The organism is Xanthomonas sp. NCPPB 3442, from assembly GCF_056725145.1.
This window is the reverse complement of record NZ_CM161514.1, coordinates 3,034,900-3,057,388: the sequence shown is the minus strand read 5'-3', so window position 1 is coordinate 3,057,388 and position 22,489 is coordinate 3,034,900. Positions and strand designations below refer to the sequence as shown.

The following is a 22,489-nucleotide window of genomic DNA, read 5'->3' as shown; positions in this document are numbered from 1 at the left end:
TGAATCTGGGCAGGAAGTACGGTATTTTCGTCGATTCGCCGAAACGAATGCGCAATAGTGAAGATCACCCCCTCCGACGAACGCCTGTTGTCGCTGCTGCGCGAGGACGCGCGCGCGTCCACCGCCCAGATCGCGCGGCGACTCGGGCTCTCGCGCACCACCGTGCAGAGCCGCATCGAAAAGCTCGAACGCGACGGCGTGATCAGCGGCTACACCGTGCGCACGCATGACGACTACGAACAGGGCCGCATCCGTGCGCACATCCTGATCACCGTGCTGCCCAAGAAGATGCCGGCCGTGGTGAAGGCGCTGCGCGATATCCCGGAAGTGCGCCTGCTGCACTCGGTCAGCGGTGCCTACGACCTGGTCGCCCTGGGCGTGGTCGGCGGCGTCAACGAGATGGACGTGCTCACCGACGCCATCGGCGCCATCGACGGCGTGGAGCGCACGACCAGCGCGATCATCCTGTCGACCAAATTCGAGCGGTGAATGAGCCGGGATTGGGCATTCGGGATTGGGGATTAGTAAAAGCTGGCCAGCCCACGTAGTAAAGCTGCCGGCCGCTTGGCCTGGATGTTACGAATCCCCAATCCCCAATCTCAATTCCCGGCCGCAGTTACACTATGCGGCTACTCCGCCAACGATCCTGCGGCCTTGAAGAAGTCCGATTTCCATTACGAGCTGCCCGAAGCACTGATCGCCCAGGCGCCGCTGGCCGAACGTGCCGCCAGCCGCCTGCTGGTGGTGCCGCCGGCGCCAGCGGCCTTCGGCGACCGCCAGGTGCGCGATCTGCCCGAGCTGCTGCAGCCCGGCGATCTGCTGATCTTCAACGACACCCGGGTCATTCCGGCGCGCTTGTTCGGGCAGAAGGCCAGCGGCGGGCGAGTGGAGATCCTGATCGAGCGCCTGCTTGGCGAGCGCGAGGCGCGCGTGCAGATCGGCGCCAGCAAGTCGCCCAAGGCCGGCAGCGTGATCGCGCTCGATGCCGGCGGCCAGGCCGAGGTGCTGGGCCGCGATGGCGAGTTCTATCTGCTGCGTTTCCAGATCCCGACCCCGCTGGAGCACTGGCTGCTCGAGGCTGGCCGCCTGCCGCTGCCGCCGTATATCCGCCGCGAGCCGGGTGTCGAAGACCGCGAGCGCTATCAGACCGTGTTCGCGCGCGAAGTCGGCGCGGTCGCCGCGCCCACCGCCGGGCTGCACTTCGACGAGCCGCTGCTGGCGCGCCTGCGCGAGCGCGGGGTGGAGTTCGGCCACGTCACCTTGCATGTGGGCGCCGGCACCTTCCAGCCGGTGCGGGTGGACAAGCTCGACCAGCACGTCATGCACACCGAATGGCTGAATGTCGGTGCCGCATTGGTGGAACAGGTGCGGCGCACCCGCGCCCGCGGCGGCCGCGTCATCGCGGTGGGCACGACAGTGGTGCGCTCGCTGGAAAGCGCCTGGCGCAAGACCGAGGCCGCGCCCGAAGGCGAATTGCAGCCATTCGCTGGCGAAACCCAGATCTTCATCCTGCCCGGCTACCGCATCCGCAGCGTCGACGCGATGGTCACCAACTTCCATCTGCCCGAAAGCACCTTGATGATGATGGTCTGCGCCTTCGCCGGCCGCGAGCGCATCTTCGCCGCCTACCACCACGCCATCGCGCAGCGCTATCGCTTCTTTTCGTACGGCGATGCGATGTTGTTATGGGGCGGGGAATCGGGAGTCGGGAATGGGGAATCGTAAGGCGGGACCCGCCGAACGATCAGCCACCTGCCAACCGCTCTTCCCATTCCCGATTCCCGACTCCCCATTCCCGGCCCCTCAATGTCCCGACTCCAGTTCCAGCTCCAAGCCACCGACGGGCATGCCCGGCGTGGGCGCCTGACCTTTCCGCGTGGCACGGTCGAAACCCCTGCGTTCATGCCGGTCGGCACCTATGGCTCGGTCAAGGGCATCCTGCCCGAGCAGATCCGCGCGCTGGGTGCGGAGATCATCCTGGGCAACACCTTCCACCTGTATCTGCGCCCGGGCCTGGAGGTCATCGGCGATCACGGCGGGCTGCACGGATTTGCGCGCTGGGATGGGCCCATCCTCACCGATTCCGGCGGGTTCCAGGTGTTTTCGCTGGCGCATCGCCGCAAGATCACCGAGCAGGGCGTGACCTTTTCCTCGCCGACCGATGGCGCGCGGGTGTTCCTGGGCCCCGAAGAGAGCATGAAAATTCAAGAGGTGCTCGATTCGGACATCGTGATGATCTTCGACGAGTGCACGCCGTACCCGGCCACCGAGGACGTCGCGCGCCGCTCGATGGAGCTGAGCCTGCGCTGGGCGCAGCGCTCGCGCGACGCGCACGACGGGCTGGGCAACGATGCGGCGCTGTTCGGCATCGTGCAGGGTGGGGTGCATCCGGACCTGCGCAGCCGCTCGCTGGATGGCCTGCAAGGCATCGGTTTCGACGGGTATGCGATCGGCGGGCTGGCAGTGGGCGAGCCCGAGCACGAGCGCAACGCCATGCTCGAACACCTGCATCCGCGCCTGCCGGCCGAGCGCCCGCGTTACCTGATGGGCGTGGGCCGCCCGGAAGACCTGGTCGAAGGCGTGGCACGCGGGGTGGACATGTTCGATTGCGTCATGCCCACCCGCAATGCGCGCAACGGCCACTATTTCACCTCCTTCGGCACCGTGCGCATCCGCAACGCAAAGTACGAACGCGACCTGGACACCATCGAGCCGGGCTGCGGCTGCCATGCCTGCAGCAGCGGCTATACGCGCGCCTACCTGCGCCATCTGGACCGCTGCAACGAAATGCTGGCGCCGATGCTGGGAACCCTGCATAACCTCTGGTACTACGAAAAACTGATGGCCGACATGCGTGCGGCGATCGCTTCGGGAACCTTTGTGGAGTTCCGGCGGTCCTTCTATGCGGCACGCGGCGCCACCACGCCGCCGTTGCCGGGGGAAACCAGCTGAGACCTACCGTCCGCGCCCCGGCGCGGACGGCGTGGAACCTGCGTGGCATAATTCCCGGCTGTTCCGCCCCGGCGGTACCTGAATAGCGAGCGGGCCCATGGGCCCGCTGGCACCAAACTAGGATGCACTGAATGAATCTGCTCGATTTCCTGATCCCCGCTGCCCAGGCGCAGGCCGCTGGCGGCGCGCCGGCACCCGGCCCGATGGGAGGCCTGTCCACCTTCGCGCTGCCGATCATCCTGATCGCCGTGATGTACTTCCTGATGATCCGCCCGCAGATGAAGCGTCAGAAAGAACACAAGGCGCTGCTGGACAAGCTGGCGCGCGGCGATGAAGTGATCACCTCCGGCGGCGTTGCGGGCGTGATCACCGACATCGGCGACAACTTCATCAGCGTGGAAGTGGCCGATAACGTGCGTATCCGCGTGCAGAAGAGCGCCGTGGGCCATGTGCTGCCGAAGGGCACGCTGAAGTCGGCGAGCTAAACGCGTCTTGCAACGGCTGCGCCGCTATCAGGCAGGCGCAGTCGTCAGGTGGAACCGAAGGTTGTGACCCACCGGTTCCGCCGTACCGCCCGTATCCATCTGAAGACCATTGGCGACGTTGTACCGGTCGCTTGAAGTCGTTCTCACTGCTAGGCGCGGCGCCGGGATGGTGCCACGCGGGACTGTCGCAATGCTCGAATTTCCTCGCTGGAAGTACTTCCTGATCCTGCTGGTACTGGCCGTCAGCGCGCTGTATGCGTTGCCCAATGTGTACCAGAAGGACCCGTCCGTGCAGATCACCGCCAGCCGCGGTGCGCAGCTCGACGACGCATTGCGCAGCCGCATCGACGGTGAGCTCAAGAGCGCCGGCATCACCCCGAAGGCGATCACAAAAGAAGGCGACAGCCTGATGGTGCGGTTGCCTTCGCTGCAGGCGCAGACACGCGCCAACGACGTGTTGCGTCAGCAGCTGGGCGAGAACTACACCGTGGCGCTGAACCTGGCTTCCACCGTACCGGACTGGTTGGCCAAGCTGGGCGGCCGGCCGATGGTGCTGGGTCTGGACCTGGTGGGCGGCGTGCACTTCGCCATGCAGGTCGATCAGAAGGCCGCGCTGGAAAAGCGCCTGGACGGGTTTGCCGAAGACATCCGCACCACCTTGCGCGATGCGCGTATCCCGTATCGCTCGGTGGAACGTCGCGCCGACAACAGTATCCAGGTCAACCTGGGCGAGGGCGCCAATGCCGACGCCGCGCGCGTGACGCTGGCCAAGGCGCAGCCGACCCTGACCTACGACGTCAGCGGCCAGAACATCGCCGTGAAGGTGCCGGAGGCCGAGCTCAAGCAGATCGCCAGCGGTGCGATCGAGCAGAACCTCACCACCTTGCGCAACCGCGTCAACGCACTGGGCGTGTCCGAGCCGACCATCCAGCGCCAGGGCGAGGACCGCATCGTGGTTGAACTGCCCGGTCTGCAGGACACCGCCGAAGCCAAGCGCCTGATCGGTGCCACCGCCTCGCTGGAATTCCGCGCCGTGGTCGACGGTAATGCCGACGATGCCGTGCGCAGCGGCAACATTCCGCCGGAGGCCAAGGTCTATCGCCTGCGCGACAGCAACGCGCCGGTGTTGTTGAACAAGCGCGCGCTGGTGACCGGCGACCAGATGGTCAGCGCATCGGTCAGCACCGACCAGAACGGCATGCCGGCAGTGGCGGTGACGCTCAACAACGTCGCCGGCCAGCGCATGTTCGACTACACCAGCGCCAACGTCGGCAAGCTGATGTCGGTGGTCTACATCGAGCGCATTCCCACCGTGACCATGGTCGACGGCAAGGAAGTGCGCAGCGTACGGGTCAAGGAAGAAGCCTTGTCGCCGACCCGCATTGCCGGCGTGTTCGGCAAGAACTTCCAGACCACCGGTCTGGAAAAGACCGAAGCCGAGAACCTGGCCAAGCTGCTGAAATCGGGCTCGCTGGCCGCGCCCATGGACTTCGTCGAGGAATACGTCATCGGACCGAGCCTGGGTGCGGAGAACGTGGAGCGCGGCGTCACGGCGGTGGTCTACTCGTTCCTGTTTACGCTGGTGTTCTTCACCATCTACTACCGCGTGTTCGGCGCGATCACCTCAGCGGCGCTGCTGTTCAACCTGCTGATCGTGGTGGCGGTGATGTCGCTGTTCGGCGCCACCATGACGTTGCCGGGCTTTGCTGGCCTGGCGCTGTCGGTCGGTCTGTCGGTGGACGCCAACGTGCTGATCAACGAGCGTATCCGCGAAGAGTTGCGCCTGGGCGTACCGGCCAAGTCGGCGATCGCGGCCGGTTACGAAAAGGCCGGCGGCACCATCCTCGACGCCAACCTTACCGGCCTGATCGTGGCGGTGGCGTTGTATGCGTTCGGTACCGGCCCGCTGAAGGGCTTCGCGCTGACCATGATGATCGGTATTTTCGCCTCGATGTTCACCGCGATCACGGTCTCGCGTGCGCTGGCGGTGTTGATCTACGGCAGCCGCAAGAAGCTGAAGTCTGTCGCTATTTAATGCGAGTCCCTCGCAAGAGCCCGTCTGTAATGCGAGTCCCTCGCGAGAGCCCGCACATCCATGTGCGGACTGCTTAGGAAGATCTTTCAATGAAAATTTTTCCGCTTCATCTGATTCCCAACGACACCAAGATCGATTTCATGAGCTGGCGCAAGCCGGTGCTGATTTTGATGCTGGTGCTGGCAGTCGCCTCGGTCGGCATCATCGTCGGCAAGGGTTTCAACTATGCGCTGGAGTTCACGGGCGGCACGCTGGTGCAGACCTCGTTCCAGAAGACCGTGGACGTGGACCAGGTGCGCGAGAAGCTGTCCAAGGCCGGCTTCGAAAACGCCCAGGTGCAGAACGCCCGCGGCGGCAATGAAGTCATGATCCGCCTGCAGCCGCATGGCCAGAACAACAATCGCGACGATGCCGCGCGCACCGTTGCCGAAGATGTGCGCAAGGCGGTGACCAGCGATGAGAATCCGGCCACCGTGCAGCCTGGCGAATTCGTCGGCCCGCAGGTCGGCAAGGATCTGGCGTTGAACGGTGTGTATGCCACGGTGTTCATGCTGGTAGGCTTTTTGATCTACATCGCATTCCGCTTCGAGTGGAAGTTCGCGGTGGTCGCCAGTCTGACCGCGTTGTTCGATCTGCTGGTCACCGTGGCCTTCGTGTCGCTGACCGGCCGCGAGTTCGACCTGACCGTGCTGGCCGGCCTGCTGTCGGTGATGGGCTTTGCGATCAACGACATCATCGTGGTGTTCGACCGCGTGCGCGAAAACTTCCGCGTCCTGCGCGTGGAGCCGCTGGAAGTGCTCAACCGCTCGATCAACCAGACGCTCTCGCGCACGGTGATCACCGCGGTGATGTTCTTCCTGTCGGCACTGGCGCTGTACATCTACGGTGGCGAATCGATGGAAGGCCTGGCCGAGACGCACATGATTGGCGCGGTGATCGTGGTGATCTCCTCGGTGATCGTAGCCGTGCCGATGCTGAGCATCGGGCCGTTCGCGGTGACCAAGCAGGACCTGCTGCCCAAGGCCAAGGACGTGGAGGCGCTGGCGCGTCGTCCTTGATCGGTTGGCAAAAGGTGTGACGAAAAAACCGCGCAGTGCGCGGTTTTTTCGTTTCTGGGGTTGGGCGTCGTAACTGCATGGTGTGCACTGCGATGCCGTTATTCAAGTTTGTGAAAGCTAGGGATTTTGTCGGGCACGTGATGTCGATCGATACGCAGTGCGTTGCGGTAGAGAAACAACAGCGCCGCCAACGACTGGTTCTGTGTGCCCGCAGACACCTGCGCATCGGTCGCCAAGCGGGTGAGGAACGCCTCGACCTCCACGTGGCCCATCTGCGTGTAACGCTTGCCGCTGGCCAGGATGAACCGCCGTATCCAGCGCAGATGGACCTGCTCGTGCGCAGGCTGTAGTGCCGAACCCCCAGGCGGTCGCGCACCTGATCGAGCAACCGCGTCGGCGGACGTGCTGTTACGCCATTGTTTTTGGGGCGTATTTCATACGCCTGCGTCCTTGCCGGATAACACGGCAAGCGTCTGCATGGTCGAGGCCGCTCTCCATCGTGCTACCCCATGATCGCGGCTAGGATTTCTCCCATTCACAAGGAGCCAGCGATCGAAGATACTCCGTGCAACACCGCATTTCGGCGGTCCAATAGTAGTTAAGCGCTTATGCAATATCCCCAAGAAGGCCTCCAAGAACTAGCGCGTGGGCTGGACGAAATTCCGTCTCAGCTTCAGCAGCTCCAAATTGACTGCTTGTTGAGCTGCAATGACATTCCAAACGAGCGCGTCAAGGAGTACATGTTTCACGGTGCGGGCCGCCGACTCAACGTTATTCGGCACACAATGATTAGTGTGTTTAGCCACTTCCCGCCATCCACTGAGGGAAAGCTTGATCGAGAAACGCTCATTGATGTGCAGATCAATTTGCAAGCATTCTTCATCAACCTCATTGGCGTATTCGACAACTGGGCTTGGAGCTTTGTTCATCTGCATCAACTTGAGGCCGATGTGGGTGGGCGCCTCAACGTGGACATGTTCAAGAGTCGGATACAGCGGCTTCTTCCACCGGCGCTCCAACAGCATCTTCTATCCGAGACTATGACCAGGTGGCATTCCGAGTACCTCAAGAACTACCGGGACGCCCTGGCACATAGAATTCCTCTTTATATTCCACCCGCTACCCTCACTCCAGCGGAGCAAGAACGCTACAACGCGCTAGAAGCCCAACGATCTGGTTTGATACAGGCACACCAATGGCAACAGCTCGACGAAGTAATTGCAGAGCAGGATGCAATTGGCAGGCCATGCTTTGCGTTTCTGCACTCATTCTCCGAAGACGAAGCCTTGAAGCCAATATTGATTCACCCGCAGATGCTTTCCGATGCATCGACCGTTGTGGAGTTCGGCAATCTTTTCTTGGCGCATTGGCGTGAGCGCGCCTAACAACTCATTCAAGCCGAAGTTGCTTCGAAACTCGGCTTAATCAAGCGTTAGACATTCACATTCTCCATTTGCCAAGGAACAGCCGGATGACACATGGCGCACTAAATAAATTGATTCAGAAAGGTGCTGGCGAGAACGAAATTCAAAAACTCATGAAGGGAAATCTGAACCTATTGGGTGAAGCATGTACGCCGTCGTCAATCGCAGGCGAGTACATCGCATTTTCGGAATACCCAATAATCACAGGAAAAACTGATTTCGTTGTTTTTACAGATCGCTCAAGAATGGTTGTAGTGATAATCGAAGTGAAAGGTGCAGATTTTAATTTTCTCAATTCAGACAACTCAGTAAATGCAAATATTAACGAGGCTGCCAGGCAGGTTAGGGAACGCTTTCGCGTAATCGAAAGTAACTACGAGCTATTCCGAAGGGGGTTTCACGAAATTCGCCGCGATGTCGAATCTGGAAAAGCCATCTACAACTCATACCTTGGGCCGAATAAGCCCCTTCAAGTCGATCCAAACAAGGAGGTTTGGCTTAAGGGTATGGTAATTGGCGGAAGAGTAACCGATGAGTATTTGGTAAGCAAAGAAAGGCATTCCCTAGAGAAAGAGTCACCACGACTCTCATTTGACACCTGGGACAGCTGGACTAAGAACAACGGTGAATATGGTGACACCCTACGGCTGCATAATGTCTAACCGGCGCTCAACCTCGCTCCTTTCAGTGGCTGGACGCTGCGCGACAAAGCCGCGCAGCGCCGGTTAGCTCTACGTTAGGCGATGTTGGAGCAAGTCAGTCGATGGGTCCTGCTTCGATCGGTTCCTTGCACGTATGCGGTGGGCTCCGGGCCGTCGCAATCATCGTTTCTGGTTGCGGTAAGTTCCGTGCTTCGCTTTGGCACGTCGTTCCCGCGCTGCGCTCGTTGCGGTTGGCTTCGGTGGCATCACGCGCCGCTGCATCGCTGGGCAAGCTCCATCCCGCAAGCTGTGGCACACTCGGTCCAGGCGGCAGTGCTGGGGAGCATGGTTGCACCATCCAACCTTCGCGGCCACTCACTGCCTAACAACTCATTCAAGCCGAAGTTGCTTCGCAACTCGGTTTAATTCAGGCGTTAGACGTCACTGGGGGATCCGCGTTGTTGCAGCCAAACGAAATCACCAGCCTCGTATCCGCAGGGGAAAGCGAGACTCTTGAGCTCAAAGCATCCGTACCAAACCCTGACACGATAGCTAGCCATCTGGCTGCCTTTGCAAACACCAAAGGCGGAATTCTTCTAATTGGCATCAAAGAGCCGTCGACAATTGTTGGGATCAATCCCAACAAGGCCAATTACGCTATCTCCATTGCGCTCAAGAAGGTAAGCCCTAACATTGAGGCAGAGTCAGGCATCGTGCAGATTGGAAACGCTGATGTCGCTTACGTAAAGATAAAAAAGGCTTCGTCGCTGGTTGCCTCATCCGGCGGGTATTACGCGAGGTACGGCTCATCCATACGCCCGCTGACAGCTGATGAGATTAAATCGAGCTCTCTGTCCCATGCGGCGATCGAGAAATCCCTGTCTGATCTATCGGCCAATGCAGCAAAGCAAGCTGAGACCATCGATAAGGTGAGCGAGGAGCTCCGTAAAGCCAATTCCATCCCTCGCAAAGTCGGGATTGCAATCGCTGGCGCAGTCCTCGGCGCACTAGCCAAGCATCTGCTGGGCATCTTCGCATGATGTCTAACAATTTACTCAGGCCGAACCCGCTTCGCGGACCGGCTTAATTCAGGCGTTAGGCGGCACATGAACCAGCACTCGCTACCTCCGCTAGTTGGCGGCTTCGCAGACGGAAAAGTAACCTGGCAACGAATCGAGGCGATCGACTACGACACCCTCGGGTACTTGCTGAGTTGCCATTTGATTATCGAACATTACCTAGACCACTTCCTTGCCACTCATCCCGGCGCTGATTTCGGTTGGGAAGGCGCGCGGCTTACTTTTGCACAGAAGATTGCGCTCGTATCTGGCCTCAAGTTCCCGGAGCCGTACAACTTCCCCCCAGTCATCAAACACTTGAATTCCATCCGCAATCGGTTCGGACACAATATCAACGCCAAACTGTCCGAGGATGACTTGCTCCCAATCACCCAGTTCCTTTTAAAGTGCACGGCGTCAAGCGGACGGCAAGACTCGCTCCCCACTGAACCAAAAGAGATATTAGGGCTATTTACATCGCTTGCATGCGCCTACTTTGCGAGCACCATTTCGTACCGCGCGCAGCACATCTCCGCCGGCAATTTCGACGGCGCGGCCTAACAATTCATTCAAGCAGAAGCCGCTTCGCGGCTCGGCTTAATTCAGGCGTTCGGCGTCTCAATCATGATCCCCATCTTCGAACAAGGTAGTGGAAACGGTATCGGCCACGGACTTCAGTCCTTCCTTCGGCGCTTCGATGAAATCTGCGTCGAGCATCTCGCTAAAGGCCGTGCCAAGTCGTTCGCATTCATCTTCTACGACTTCACCGATCAAGCCATCCGCGAGGTTCTGAAGAACCAAGGCGTCTTCGCACAGCTTGACCGTCTATCCGGTAAAGAACTGAGCGTCTTCTACTTGCATGCCGGAACAAAGGCCGCCGTTGATGCATTTAACGCTCATTTCTTTGACGCACTCGGCATCAAGGACCAAGCGACGCTACCGTGTGTGGTCTTCTTTCGATTGCAAGAGGGAGCAGTTGAGGACGTCGAGATTGCGCAACTTGAAAACGCTGATCTTGTTCATGGGTTTCATGAACTGTATGGCGCAATTCAACAGTATCTTTCGGCAAGCCCCGCAGCTTCAATTGGGCCGTCGCGGGCAATTCGGTGGCTCAAAGGCGGTGCGAAGTTTTTATCAATCGAGGTATTTCGTGCCGCGCTCAAGAAGGGCTTCGAGCTTTTCTTTTAGGGCTACGCAAGGACGCCGAACCCATCATTCCAGAGGACCGCCTCCGGCGGCCGCTGAATTCAAACGTTAGGTAGTGGTGGGTCATTACACAGATGCAACGCACCCGCCACTCACCTCAGGCAGTGGTGCCCGCCAATGATGCGCGCAACGCGCGCAGCTTCTCTGCGGCTCACAGATTCCAGTCGATCCGCATGCCCGCGATCAGCGCGTTCTTCAGATCGTTGGTGCGGGTCGGTTCGTTGAACTGGTCGGGGTTGATCACGTAGTGCAGGTTCGGGGCGATGCGCAGGCGCTTGGTGACCTGGATGCCGTAGCTGAGCTCCATCATGATCTGGTTGTCGGCTGGGGTGCCGGTGCCGCCGGCGGAGGCGCGGGCCAGGCGCAGGTTTTCGATCGCTTCGTCGCTGTATTTCTGCTGGGTGATCACGAAAGCGATGTTGTCCTGCGGGCGGCTGGCGAAGGTACCTTTCTGCACCAGGCCGAGCTGGATGAAATGGTCTTCGATGGCTTGGCCGCCGGTGCTCTTGAGCATGGCGCCGAAGACGGTGAGGCCGCGCGTACCCGACGGGTCGGGGTTGGTCACCTGCTGTTCGAAGCGGGCGAACATGCCCGAGCGGCCTTGCTTGTTTTCATAGCCCAAGCCGCTCAGTACGGCCGGGTTGCCATTGCGGTCGCGCAGCGGGTCGGTGTAGTCGGAGTTGTCCTGCCAGCCGCCCAGTTCGTACATGGCGGCCATGCTGCCGTCGCCACCCTTGTTCTTGTAGCCGACGGCATAGGGCACGACCACGCCGGTGGTGTCGTTGGTGCTCCAGTTCAGGCCGTGCTGGCCGTCCTGTGCCTGGATGGGGTTGACCTCGTAGGCGCCGACATGCAGATAGACCTTCGGTGTGACCCAGGCGGTGGCATGCGCGGCCCAGCTGGAGACCGGCCAGTAAGTGAAGTTGCTGGTGCGGAACACGAAGGTGGGGTTGCCGCAGGCCGAGTTGCCCTGGAAGTACTGGCACAGGTCCGAGCCCAGGAAGTGGATGTTGGCCACGCTGCGGCCGGCTTCCAGTTCCAGACGGTCGTTGAAAAGTTTCTGCAGCAGGGTGAAGTTGGCCAGGCGCGTGCCCTGGCCGCCGTAGATTTCCTGCACCGAGGTGCTGTTGCCGATGCTGCTGTTGGCCAGGTTGGTGCCGTGGCGGTTGCTGACGTACAACTTCACCGTGGCGCCGTTCCAGCCGAACAGGCGGTCCATGTCGACATCGGTGCCGACCATCAACTGGCCGGCGTAGGCGTCGCCGCTTTTGCGGCCGCCGTCGATCATCGAGGCCGCTTCGCCGGTGTAGCCGAGCTTGAGCTTGAAGGCATCGGCGGCATCCTGCGCGTGGGCGAGCGGGGTCAGTGCCAAGGTCAGCGACAGGCACAGCAGGCGGGGGCGGGCACGGCGGGGGGCGAGAGCGGTCATGGCAGGACTCCGGACAAAAGGGCGTGGCCGTGGTGGCGAACGCGACAACATGTGGGTGGGCATGCCGCTGGCAGCGCACCTGGGTGCGCGCAGCGGTGAAGCAGGTCAGGGGCGCGCGGGAAAACGCGGGCGCGTCAGGTGCGGCGGCAGGTCCGTGCCGCCGGAGGTGCCTCAGGCAACGACGTCGGTCACCGGCTTCTTGAGCAGGCGCAGCGCGATGGCCGTGACCACCACACCGACCACCAGGGCCAGCACGTAGTTGAGCAGGTGGGTGACGGCGTTGGGGATCAGCAGCACGAAGATGCCGCCGTGGGGTGCCTTCAATTCGGCACCGGCGGTCATCGAGATGGCGCCGGCCACGGCCGAGCCGATCACCAGCGCCGGGATGGTGCGCAACGGGTCGCGCGCAGCGTACGGGATAGCGCCCTCGGTCACGAAGGCCAGCCCGAGCACGCCGGCGGCAGTGGCCGAGCCGCGCTCTTCCACGGTGAAGCGGTTGCGGAACACCCAGGTCGCCAGCGCGATGCCCAGCGGCGGGGTCATGCCGGCCACCATGGCAGCGGCCATCGGGGTGTAGACCTGGCTAGCGATCAGGCCGGTGGAGAACGCATAGGCCGCCTTGTTGACCGGTCCGCCCATGTCGAAAGCCATCATGCCGCCGAGCAACAGGCCCAGCAGCAAGGCGCTGCTGCCCTGCATGCCGCGCAGCCAGGCGGTGAGCCAGGCCAGCAGGTCGGCCACCGGCTGGCCGAACACGTACATCATCGCCAGCCCGACCAGCAGGGTGCCCAGCACCGGCAGGATCAGCACCGGCTTGAGGCCTTCCAGGTTGCGCGGCAGCTTGATATAGCGGTTGAGCGCCGCCACGCCGTAGCCGGCGATGAAGCCGGCAATGATCCCGCCGAGGAAACCGGCGTTGAGATTGGCCGCGACCAGGCCCCCGATCATGCCGGGCGCGATGCCCGGGCGATCGGCGATGGAGTAGGCGATATAGCCGGCCAGGGCCGGCACCATCAGGGTGAAGCCGGCCTTGGCGCCGATCTGGAACAGCGACCAGGCCAGCGTGCCCTGGTGCGCATCGTCGCCGGCGTAGATGCCGCCGAGGGCAAATGCCAAAGCAATCAGCAGGCCGCCGGCAGTGACGAACGGCAGCATGAACGAGACGCCGGTCATCAGGTGCTTGTAGGCGCCGGTGCGGCCGGTGCCCTTGTTCGCGGTGCCGGTGGCAGGAGTCGCGCCGCCCTGCACGCTGGCGTCGGCCAGCGCCTTGTTGATCAGCGCCGGGCCATCGTTGATCGCCGGCTTGGTGCCGCTCTTGAACACGCGCTTGCCGCCGAAGCGGGCCAGGTCCACTTCGCGGTCGGCGGCAATGATGACGACGTCTGCTGCGCGGATTTCTTCGTCGGTGAGTGCGTCCTGCGCACCCACCGAGCCCTGGGTTTCCACCCGCATCTGGTAGCCGAGTTTCTTGGCGGCCTGCTGCAGGCCTTCGGCGGCCATGAAGGTGTGCGCGATGCCGGTAGGGCAGGAGGTGATGGCCACGATGCGCTTGTTGCCGCTAGCGGTGCCACCGGGATTGCCGGCGACGGCCGGGTCGGCGTGTGCGGCCAGCTTGCCGATCGCAGCGGCTGGGTCGTCCAGCACCGCGCCCAGGCTCAGGCGCACCAGTTGCGCATCGCCAAAGCGGGTGGTGTCTGCCTCGGCGTCGCCGACCACCAGGACCTGGGCGGCATTGCTGGCGAGTTCGCCCGGCAAGGCGCCAAGCACGCCCTGGTCGCTGCGGATTTCGATCGTCACGCGACGGCCGGCGGCAGTGGCCGCGCGGCGCAGCGCTTCGGCCGCCAGGACGGCTTCGGTACTGCGTTCGCCAGCGGCGATGACCACGATGGAAGAGGACATGGCAAAACTCCTGCTGTGTTGCGGTCGCCGGTGTTGTCGGCGGGGGGAATTTCAAGCGTTATGCGTGGCGGTGACGCGCGCGATCTGCCGCGGTCTGCAACTGCCGGCCCGACGCCGCCTGGGTGCATGCATCGGCAGTGGCCAATGGCGGCTCATGACAGCATTTCGATCACGACCTCGGTTGCGGCGCGGCGCACGCCCTCTGGCGTAATCCGGCGCGCGTCGCCGCTTTCCAGCCGGCACATCGAAAACGCCGTGGCCAGCCGTGCGCACTGCTCCAGCGTGGTCGCGGCATCGAGCGAGGCGGCGGCCAGGCCGGCCACCATCGCATCGCCTGCGCCCACGCTGCTGCCGTGCGCCAGGCGTGGCGGGCGGGCGATCAGCCGCTGGTCGCGTTGCACGAACAGGGCGCCTTCGGTGCCCATCGAAATGACCACCAGCTGGATGCCGCGGGCGATCAGTTCGTGCGCGGCGGCGCTAAGTGCGCCGTGATCGTTCAACGGGCGGCCGGTCCAGGCTGCGAGTTCGTCGCGATTGGGCTTGACCGCGTACGGCAGCGCCTGGCGCGCGGCTTCCAGCGCTCTCACCAGCGGCATGCCGCTGGTGTCCAGCAGCACGCGCGCACCGGCCGCGCTGGCCTGGGCCTGCAATTGCGCCCAGCTGTCGTCCGGCAGCCCGGCCGGCAGGCTGCCCGACAGCACCACCGGCAGGCCGGGGCGCAGCAATGGGGCGAGATGGTCGGCCACGCCTTGCAGGTGCGCAGGCCCCAAGCGCAGGCCGGGCAGGTTGATGTCGGTGGTGTCGTTGCTGCGCGCGTCGACCAGCTTGAGATTGGTGCGGGTTTCGCCGGCCACGCGCTGGCAGTGATCGGCGATGCCGCGTTCGCGGAACAGCGCTTCGAACACGCCGGCGTTGCCGACCCCGAGCACGCCCAGCGCGGCAACCTGGCTGCCCCAGTCGGCCAGGCACGCGGCCACATTGATGCCCTTGCCGCCGGCATCGTTGCGCACGCTGCTGGCGCGGTGCACGGCGCCCGGCTGCAGGTGTTCGAGCTGGATGGTCTGGTCGATCGCCGGGTTCAGCGTGACGGTGATGGCCTGCAGGCTCATGCCTTGTCCTCGCGCTTGGCTTCCAATGCGCGCACCTGTTCGGCGGTTTCGCAGGCCAGCGCCTGTTCGGCGAGGTGTTGCAGCTGGCTCAACGCGGCGCCGCGCAGGCGTGCCTTGACCGCCGGGATGTCGTTGGGCGTCATCGACAATTCCTGCACGCCCAGGCCGGCCAGCAGGCTGGCGCCGAACGCATCGCCGGCCAGGCCGCCGCAGACGCCGACCCAGCGATCGTGCTTGCGCGCACCGTCAATGGTGCTGCGGATCATGCGCAGCACCGCCGGGTGCAGGCTGTCGGCTTCGGCGGCCAGCTCCGGGTTCTGGCGGTCGATCGCCAGCACGTACTGGGTGAGGTCGTTGGTGCCGATCGAGAAGAAGTCTGCGTGGCGCGCCAGCACGTCGGCCTGCGCGGCGGCCGCCGGCACTTCGATCATGATGCCGATCGGCACCTCCGGTGCGTCGAGGTCGGCGCGGAGGCGTGCGCAGATGGCGCGCAGCGCCACCAGTTCCGGCACCGAGGTGATCATGGGGAACATGATCGACAGCCGCGCCCCGTCCTTGGCGGCGCGATACAGCGCACGCAGTTGCGGCTCCAGCAGGTCGGGGCGACGCAGCAGCAGGCGCGCGCCGCGCACGCCGAGGAACGGGTTTTCTTCGTGCGGCAATTCCAGATGCGCCACTTGCTTGTCGCCGCCGATATCCAGCGCACGCACGATCAGCGGGCGGCCATCCAGCGCCTGCGCCATCGCCAGGTAGGTGGCATGTTGTTCGTCTTCGCTGGGCGTGCGGCCGCTTTCCAGGAACAGGAATTCGGTGCGCATCAGGCCAACGCCTTCGGCGCCCTGGGTCAGCGCCATCGCGACCTGGTCGGGCAGGTTGACGTTGGCGCCGATGTCGATGTGGTGGCCGTCGGTGGTTTCGGCCGGCAACGCGCGCTGCGCGGCTTCGCGCTCGCGGATGGCCTGCTGCTCGGCGATATGGGTGCGGGCCGCATCCAGATCCTGCTCGGACGGGTCGATGTACAGGCGCCCGCTGCTGCCGTCGATGATGGCGGTGACGCCGTCTTCGATCTCCAGCAGCTGGCCGCCGGCCGCGACCAGTGCCGGCAGGCCGAGCGTGCGCGACAGGATGGCGGTGTGCGAGGTCGGCCCGCCCTGCGCGGTGGCCAGGCCGAGCACGCGCGCGGTGTCCAGGTTGGCGGTGTCCGAAGGCGACAGGTCGCTGGCGAGCAGGATGCACGGTTGGTTGGGTAGGTCGGTGAGTCCGGCGCCGGCGGCGGCCGGGTCGAGCTGGGCCAGCACGCGGCGGCCGACATCGCGCAGATCGGCCGCGCGGCCGGCCAGTACCGGGTTGCCGAGGGCGGCCAGGCCGGAAGCGATCTGTTCCACCGCCTGGTGCCACGACCACGCCACGCCGTGACCTTCGACCATCAGCTGGCAGGTGCGGGTGATCAGGTCGGTGTCGTTGAGCAGTTCGGCCTGGGCCTTGAAGATGGCCGCGTCCGAGGCGCCGAGCCGGCGCTGGGTGTCGTCCTGGATTGCCGCCAGCTGCTGGCGGGTGCGGGTCAGCGCGTCGTGCAGCTGCGCGCCACCATCGCCCAGGCCGACCGGTTGATCGGCGACCTCGGTCTGCGCGGCGCGCAGGCGGTGCACGATGCCGATCGCCACGCCCGGGCTGGCGCCGATGCCGACGATGGCCGGCTGCGCCTGCGGCGGCGTCCAGCCGGCCACCGGGGCAGCGCGGCGTTGCGCGGCACGCTCGGCATCGGCCTTTTCCTGCGCGGTGAGGCTGTCCATGACGGCGCGCAGGCGCTTGAGCAGTTCCGCTGCGTCGCTGCCTTCGGCCGAGACGGTGATGCTGTCGCCGGCACGCAGGCCCAACTGCAGCAAGCCCACCAGGCTCTTGGCATCGGCGGCCTGGTCGCCGGCGCGCACCTGCGCACGGGCCGAGAAGCCGCGGGCGGTTTCGGCCCAGCGGGTGGCCGGGCGCGCATGCAGGCCGCTGGGGTAGGCGATGGTCCATTCGAATGTTTCGGCCAGATCGGTGGCCGGCGCGGCATTGGTCTCGGGCGCGCGGTCGCCGGTGAGCGCGGCGACGATCACGCCGGGGTCGTCGGTGCTGAACAGCGTTTCGAGCTGGGCCGGGTCCTGGATCAACCGGGTCAGCCGGCGCAGCAGGGTGATGTGGGTATCGGACTGCGCGGCGATGCCGACCACCAGCCGGGTGATCTGGCCGGGGTTCCATTCCACGCCATCGGTGAGCTGCAGCACCGCGATGCCGTCGCGGCGCACCAGGTGGCGGTCTTCGCCGACGCCGTGCGGGATCGCCAGGCCGTGGCCCAGGAAGGTATTGGCCAGGCCTTCGCGCCGCCGCATGCTGGCGTCGTAGCCCGGCGCGACGCAGCCGGCCGCGACCAGCAACTGGGCGGCCTGGGCGATGGCGTCGTCCTTGTCGCGGGCAGAAGCGCGCAGGCGCACAAGGTCGGGGGTGACGGGGGCGGGCGACGGAGAGGACAAGGCGGGCTCCGGATGAGGTCGGGCTGGGGAGTATAGTGGGAACGTTCCCACGATACAGGTCAATGTGCGGTGCACAAAAACGCTGTAGTGCTTTCGGGTTAGCATCAAGACCGACACCGCGCCTGGGTCAGGGTGCGCAAAATGGAGCGGGAACGGTCCCAGTGAGTATCAGCATCAATGACGTGGCCCGCGTGGCCGGAGTGTCCAAGTCCACGGTGTCGCGCGCGCTGGGCAGCGGCCCGGTCAGCGAGGAAGTGCGTGCCAAGGTGGAAGCAGCGGTGCGCCAGACCGGCTATCGGCCCAACCTGATGGCGCGGCGATTGCGATCCCAGCAATCCGGCATCCTGGGGGTGATCGTGGCCGACATCCGCAACCCGTACTTCACGGCGCTGATCCGTGCGGTGGAAGAGGTCGCCTACCGGGCCGGTATGCGCGTGACGCTGTGCAATACCGATGAAGATCCCGAGCGCGAGGCGCTATACCTGGAGTTGATGCAGGAAGAACGCATCACCGGGCTGATTTTTGCGCCGACCCGGGTCACGGTGGGGCGCATGCACGAGCTGGCGCTGGATTACCCCACCGTGCTGGTGGACCGCGCCGGCCCCGGCAGCCGCTACGACAGTGTGGTGCTGGATAACGGCGCGGCCATGGCCGAGCTGGTGGCGCATCTGCAGACACAGGGCTACCGGCGCATCGGCGGGCTGTTCGGCAGCACCAGCACCACGGCGGCCGAGCGCCGCGATGGTTACCTGGCCGCGATGCGCGCGCAGGGGCTGCAGCCGGATTACCGCGAAGTGGCGCCCACCGCCGAGGCGGCGATTGCCGAGTTGGGTGCATGGCTGGCCAACGACCAGCGGCCCGAGGCCATCGTGACCAGTAACAGCCTGCTGCTGATGGGCGCACTGAAGGCTGCACGCACCGCCGGCCTGCGCCTGCCGCAGGATCTGGCCCTGGCCGGGTTCGACAACGAGCGCTGGACCGATCTGGTCGAGCCGGGCATCACTGTGGTCGAGCAGCCGGTGGAAGACATGGGCCGGGAGGCGATGTCGCTGCTGCTGGAACGGTTAAGCAATCGGCAATTGCCGATCCGCCGCTTGGTCATGACTGGACGTTGCGTGGTGCGTGGGTCGACTGCTGCGCGTATGCCGGGCGTGGTGTAGAGCGGTGGCGAGGGTCTGTTGGTTGCGTTGGGTCTGACGGGAATGCGTTCGCGCCCCGGTGCGCTCCTACAAAGAGGACCGTCTGCCGTGGATTGCGGACCTGCGCGACGCCGGCGAACCGGAGGTGTCACTTGCCGTGATTGTTGAGGCCCTCGCGCCGATCACTGCAACCTGCCGACATCGCCGCCTCGTAGGAGCGCACCTGGGCGCGACGGGCGTTTTCGGTAGTGCGTTCGCGCCCCGGTGCGCTCCTACAAGGGGCGGATTCGCAATGGTTTCCACCGATGCCGCACAAAAAAAGCCCCGGCAGTGCCGGGGCTTTTTGTTTGCAACGACTGACTGACTCAGCGATCCGGGCGGTGGGTTCCGCCATCGTTCTGCACGGCCAGATATTCCTTGGACTGCTCGTCCAGCTTGTCGCCCAGCATGCGGCGCACCACCACGAAGAACAGCGGGATGAAGATCACGCCGAGCACGGTGGCGAACACCATGCCGCCGATCACGCCGGTACCGATGGAGTGACGCGAGTTGGCGCCGGCACCGGTGGAGATGGCCAGCGGCAACACGCCCAGGATGAAGGCGAACGAGGTCATCAGGATCGGGCGGAAGCGCAGGTGCGCCGCTTCCAGCGTGGCCTCGCGCAGGGTCTTGCCCGCCGCACGCTGCTCCACTGCAAATTCCACGATCAGGATCGCGTTCTTGGCCGCCAGACCAATCACCGTGATCATGCCGATCTTGAAGTACAGATCGTTCGGCAACCCGCGCAACATCGAGAAGGTGATCGCGCCCAGCACGCCGATCGGCACCACCAGCAGCACCGCTACCGGAATCGACCAGCTCTCGTAAAGCGCGGCCAGGCACAGAAACACCACCACCACCGACAACGCCAGCAGCAGCGTGGCCGCATTACCGGCGATGATTTCCTGGTAGGACATGCCGCTCCAGTCGAAACCGAAGCCCGGCGGCAGATCGTTGTTGACGATCTCTTCCATCGCGCTCATCGCCTGGCCGGAACTGCCGCCCGGAGCCGGGTTGCCGACGATGTTCACGGCGGAATAGCCGTTGTAGCGGTTCAGGGCCGGCGAGGCGTAGTTCCACTCGGCCTTGACCACGTTGCTCAGCGGGATCATGGCCGGCTGACCGTCGGCACCGGTGGCCGTGGCGCTGGGGGTAAAGAAGTTGCGCAGCGACTCGGGGCCGGCGCGGAACTGATCGTCGGCACGCATGTTGACGCGCTTGATGCGGCCCTCGGCGAAGTAGTCGTTGACGTACACCGGCGCCAGCATCAGCTGGATCGAGCTATAGATATCGCTGACATCCAGGCCCATCGATTGCGCCTGCACGCGGTCCACGTGCAACTGCAGCTGCGGCGAGTTTTCCAGGCCGTTCGGACGCACGCCGACCAGGGTGTCCTGCTTCTCCGCCGCCTTGCCGAGCACGATGTTGCGCGCATTGATCAGCGCTTCCTGGCCGGCACCGGAACGGTCCTGCAGCCACATGTCGAAGCCGCCGAACTGCCCCAGGCCCTGCACGGTGGGCAGGTTGACCACGAAGATCTGCGCGCCCTTGATGCCGTAGAAGGCGCCATTGAGTTGCTGGATCAACTGCTCGGCAGTGACGTCGCGTTCTTCCCATGGCTTGAGCCGGATGAAGCCCATACCGACGTTTTCGCCCGAGCCCAGGAAGCTGAAGCCGGCGATCTGCAGCATGCCTTCCACGGCCGGCTGCTTCTCCAGCACCGCACGCATTTGCGCGAACGCCTCGTTGGTGCGGATCTTGGTCGCGCCCGGCGGCAGCTGCACGATGGCCACGGCAAAGCCCTGGTCTTCTTCCGGCAGGAAGCTGCCCGGCATGCGCGTGAACAGGAAGCCGCACAGCACCACCAGCGCCACGAACGCGATCATCCATGGCGGCGAGCGCTTGAGGGTATGGCCCACCACGCCGACATAGCGATGCGCCAGCTTGTCGTAGTACTTGTCGAAGGTGCGGTAGACCCAGTTCTTCTTGGTCGAGTGGGTCGACTTGAGGAACGCGCCGCACAGCGCCGGGGTGAAGCTCAACGCCAGGAACGCAGAGAAACCCATCGACATGGCGATGGTCAACGCGAACTGCTTGTAGATCGCACCCGAGGCGCCGGGCTGCAGCGAGGAGGGGATGAACACCGCTGCCAGCACCACGGTGATGGCCACCACCGCGCCGGTGATCTGGGTCATCGCCTTCTGGGTGGCCGCCTTGGGCTCCAGGTGCTCCTCGCTCATGATGCGTTCGACGTTCTCGATCACCACGATCGCATCGTCCACCACGATACCGATCGCCAGCACCATCGCAAACAGCGTCAGCTGGTTGATGGTGAAGCCGATCATGTACATGCCGAAGAACGTGCCCAGCAGCGCGACCGGAATCACCAGCGTGGGAATCACGGTGGCGCGGAAGTTCTGCAGGAACAGCAGCATCACCAGGAACACCAGCACGATGGCTTCCACCAGCGTGTGGATCACTTCCTCGATGGAGATGCGCACGAAGGTGGTCGATTCGTACGGCGCAAACCAGGTCACGCCTTGCGGGAAGGTCGGCTGCAGTTCGTCGAGCTTGGCGCCGACCGCCTCGGACACGTTCAATGCATTGGCGCCCGGCAACAGCTGGATACCGAAGGCACCGGTGGGCTTGCCGTTGTACTGGGTGTCGAAGCCGTAATTGCTCGGCCCCACGGTCACGCGTGCAACGTCCTTCAGGCGCACGGTGGCGCCGTTGTTGTCGGTGCGCAGGATGATGTTCTCGAACTGCTCGGGCGAGCTGAAGCGGCCTTCCGCCGACACCGTGGCGGTGAAGCTGATGCCTTCCGGGGTCGGGTCGGCGCCCACCGAACCGGCAGCGAACTGCACGTTCTGGTTACGCACCGCGGTCAGCACCTGGGTCGCCGACAGGTTGTAGCCCTGCAGTTTCTCCGGGTTCAACCAGATGTTCATCGCGTACTCGGCGCCGAACTGGTTGGTGCTGCCCACGCCGGGCACGCGCGAGATCTGCTCGAGCACGCGCGAACCGACGATGTCGTTGAGCGCGTCGCGGTCGATCGAGGGATTGTCCGAGCGTAGTGCGGCCACCATCAGGAAGCCGGCGTTGGCCTTGGCCACCACCACACCTTGCTGGGTCACTTCCGAGGGCAGCCGCGGCGTGGCCAGCGACACCTTGTTCTGCACCTGCACCTGCGCGATATCCGCGTCGGTGCCGGTTTCGAAGGTCAGGGTGATGGTCACGCGGCCGTTGGCGGCCGAGGACGAGTTGAAGTACAGCAGGTGGTCGATGCCGGTGAGCTGCTGTTCGATGACCTGGGTCACCGCCTTTTCGGCGGTGTCGGCGCTGGCGCCGGGGAAGTTGGCGGTGACGGTGACCTGCGGCGGGGCGATCGTCGGGTACGACTCGATACCCAGATTCAGGATCGAGATCACGCCCGCAAGCGAGATCAGGATCGCCACCACCCACGCAAAGACCGGGTGTTCGATAAAAAACTTAGGCATGTCCG

The 22,489-nt window shown here is 64.0% G+C and carries 18 protein-coding genes; 12 read left to right on the top strand and 6 right to left on the bottom strand.

Annotated elements, in window-relative coordinates; translation table 11 throughout:
- Window positions 1-57 precede the first annotated feature (57 nt).
- The 6 genes from AC1POX_RS13300 to secF all read left to right on the top strand — a co-directional run bounded on the left by AC1POX_RS13300 (window position 58) and on the right by secF (window position 6,530).
- Window positions 58-489, top strand: a complete 432-nt coding sequence (locus AC1POX_RS13300) for an Lrp/AsnC family transcriptional regulator (RefSeq protein WP_008574410.1) — start codon at window positions 58-60, stop codon at window positions 487-489.
- A gap of 165 nt (window positions 490-654) precedes the next feature.
- Complete coding sequence (gene queA, locus AC1POX_RS13295) at window positions 655-1,725, top strand: tRNA preQ1(34) S-adenosylmethionine ribosyltransferase-isomerase QueA (protein WP_031423137.1); 1,071 nt, start codon at window positions 655-657, stop codon at window positions 1,723-1,725.
- A gap of 81 nt (window positions 1,726-1,806) precedes the next feature.
- Window positions 1,807-2,952 carry a tRNA guanosine(34) transglycosylase Tgt gene (gene tgt, locus AC1POX_RS13290; protein WP_031423135.1) on the top strand — a complete coding sequence of 382 codons (1,146 nt, stop codon included), beginning with the start codon at window positions 1,807-1,809 and terminating at the stop codon, window positions 2,950-2,952.
- Between the two features lie 131 nt (window positions 2,953-3,083).
- Window positions 3,084-3,437 (top strand): preprotein translocase subunit YajC, encoded by a 354-nt coding sequence (gene yajC / locus AC1POX_RS13285; protein WP_003489768.1) that lies wholly within the window; start codon window positions 3,084-3,086, stop codon window positions 3,435-3,437.
- 190 nt (window positions 3,438-3,627) lie between these two features.
- On the top strand, window positions 3,628-5,472 hold the full coding sequence (gene secD, locus AC1POX_RS13280) for a protein translocase subunit SecD (protein ID WP_218502670.1): 1,845 nt from the start codon (window positions 3,628-3,630) through the stop codon (window positions 5,470-5,472).
- A gap of 89 nt (window positions 5,473-5,561) precedes the next feature.
- On the top strand, window positions 5,562-6,530 hold the full coding sequence (gene secF, locus AC1POX_RS13275; protein WP_372356252.1) for a protein translocase subunit SecF: 969 nt from the start codon (window positions 5,562-5,564) through the stop codon (window positions 6,528-6,530).
- A 98-nt stretch (window positions 6,531-6,628) separates the two neighbouring features.
- Here secF and AC1POX_RS13270 read toward each other — a convergent pair whose 3' ends face one another.
- Complete coding sequence (locus AC1POX_RS13270) at window positions 6,629-6,829, bottom strand: phage integrase N-terminal SAM-like domain-containing protein (RefSeq protein WP_372173636.1); 201 nt, start codon at window positions 6,827-6,829, stop codon at window positions 6,629-6,631.
- 309 nt (window positions 6,830-7,138) lie between these two features.
- On the opposite strand from AC1POX_RS13270, the gene AC1POX_RS13265 reads away from it, so the two are divergent.
- The 5 genes from AC1POX_RS13265 to AC1POX_RS13245 all read left to right on the top strand — a co-directional run bounded on the left by AC1POX_RS13265 (window position 7,139) and on the right by AC1POX_RS13245 (window position 10,841).
- Window positions 7,139-7,915, top strand: coding sequence for a hypothetical protein (locus AC1POX_RS13265; RefSeq protein ID WP_372172844.1), 777 nt, complete (start codon window positions 7,139-7,141; stop codon window positions 7,913-7,915).
- 86 nt (window positions 7,916-8,001) lie between these two features.
- The gene (locus AC1POX_RS13260; protein WP_372356251.1) at window positions 8,002-8,616 is read left to right on the top strand and encodes a Shedu anti-phage system protein SduA domain-containing protein; all 615 of its coding nucleotides are present in this window, start codon (window positions 8,002-8,004) and stop codon (window positions 8,614-8,616) included.
- A 437-nt stretch (window positions 8,617-9,053) separates the two neighbouring features.
- Window positions 9,054-9,635 carry an AlbA family DNA-binding domain-containing protein gene (locus AC1POX_RS13255; protein ID WP_372172841.1) on the top strand — a complete coding sequence of 194 codons (582 nt, stop codon included), beginning with the start codon at window positions 9,054-9,056 and terminating at the stop codon, window positions 9,633-9,635.
- 66 nt (window positions 9,636-9,701) lie between these two features.
- Entirely contained in the window at window positions 9,702-10,214 is a 513-nt protein-coding gene (locus AC1POX_RS13250; protein WP_372172839.1) for a hypothetical protein, read from the top strand.
- Between the two features lie 63 nt (window positions 10,215-10,277).
- A complete protein-coding gene (locus AC1POX_RS13245) occupies window positions 10,278-10,841 on the top strand; it encodes a hypothetical protein (protein ID WP_166745331.1) in 564 nt (187 codons plus the stop codon).
- Between the two features lie 169 nt (window positions 10,842-11,010).
- Here AC1POX_RS13245 and AC1POX_RS13240 read toward each other — a convergent pair whose 3' ends face one another.
- From AC1POX_RS13240 to ptsP, 4 genes are all read right to left on the bottom strand, one after another.
- A complete protein-coding gene (locus AC1POX_RS13240) occupies window positions 11,011-12,288 on the bottom strand; it encodes a carbohydrate porin (RefSeq protein ID WP_014090422.1) in 1,278 nt (425 codons plus the stop codon).
- Window positions 12,289-12,459: 171 nt separating this feature from the next.
- A complete protein-coding gene (locus AC1POX_RS13235) occupies window positions 12,460-14,187 on the bottom strand; it encodes a PTS fructose transporter subunit IIC (protein ID WP_372356250.1) in 1,728 nt (575 codons plus the stop codon).
- Between the two features lie 152 nt (window positions 14,188-14,339).
- Window positions 14,340-15,296: a 1-phosphofructokinase gene (pfkB, locus tag AC1POX_RS13230; RefSeq protein WP_014090420.1), complete on the bottom strand. Its 957-nt coding sequence runs from the start codon at window positions 15,294-15,296 to the stop codon at window positions 14,340-14,342.
- The gene (ptsP, locus tag AC1POX_RS13225) at window positions 15,293-17,809 is read right to left on the bottom strand and encodes a phosphoenolpyruvate--protein phosphotransferase (protein WP_029819649.1); all 2,517 of its coding nucleotides are present in this window, start codon (window positions 17,807-17,809) and stop codon (window positions 15,293-15,295) included. The genes pfkB and ptsP overlap by 4 nt, the downstream gene beginning before the upstream one ends.
- Window positions 17,810-17,970: 161 nt before the next feature.
- Between ptsP and AC1POX_RS13220 the strand changes: the two genes are divergently transcribed.
- Window positions 17,971-18,969: a LacI family DNA-binding transcriptional regulator gene (locus tag AC1POX_RS13220; protein ID WP_481108583.1), complete on the top strand. Its 999-nt coding sequence runs from the start codon at window positions 17,971-17,973 to the stop codon at window positions 18,967-18,969.
- 344 nt (window positions 18,970-19,313) lie between these two features.
- Here AC1POX_RS13220 and AC1POX_RS13215 read toward each other — a convergent pair whose 3' ends face one another.
- Complete coding sequence (locus tag AC1POX_RS13215) at window positions 19,314-22,484, bottom strand: multidrug efflux RND transporter permease subunit (RefSeq protein WP_057681945.1); 3,171 nt, start codon at window positions 22,482-22,484, stop codon at window positions 19,314-19,316.
- Between the last annotated feature and the right edge of the window lie 5 nt (window positions 22,485-22,489).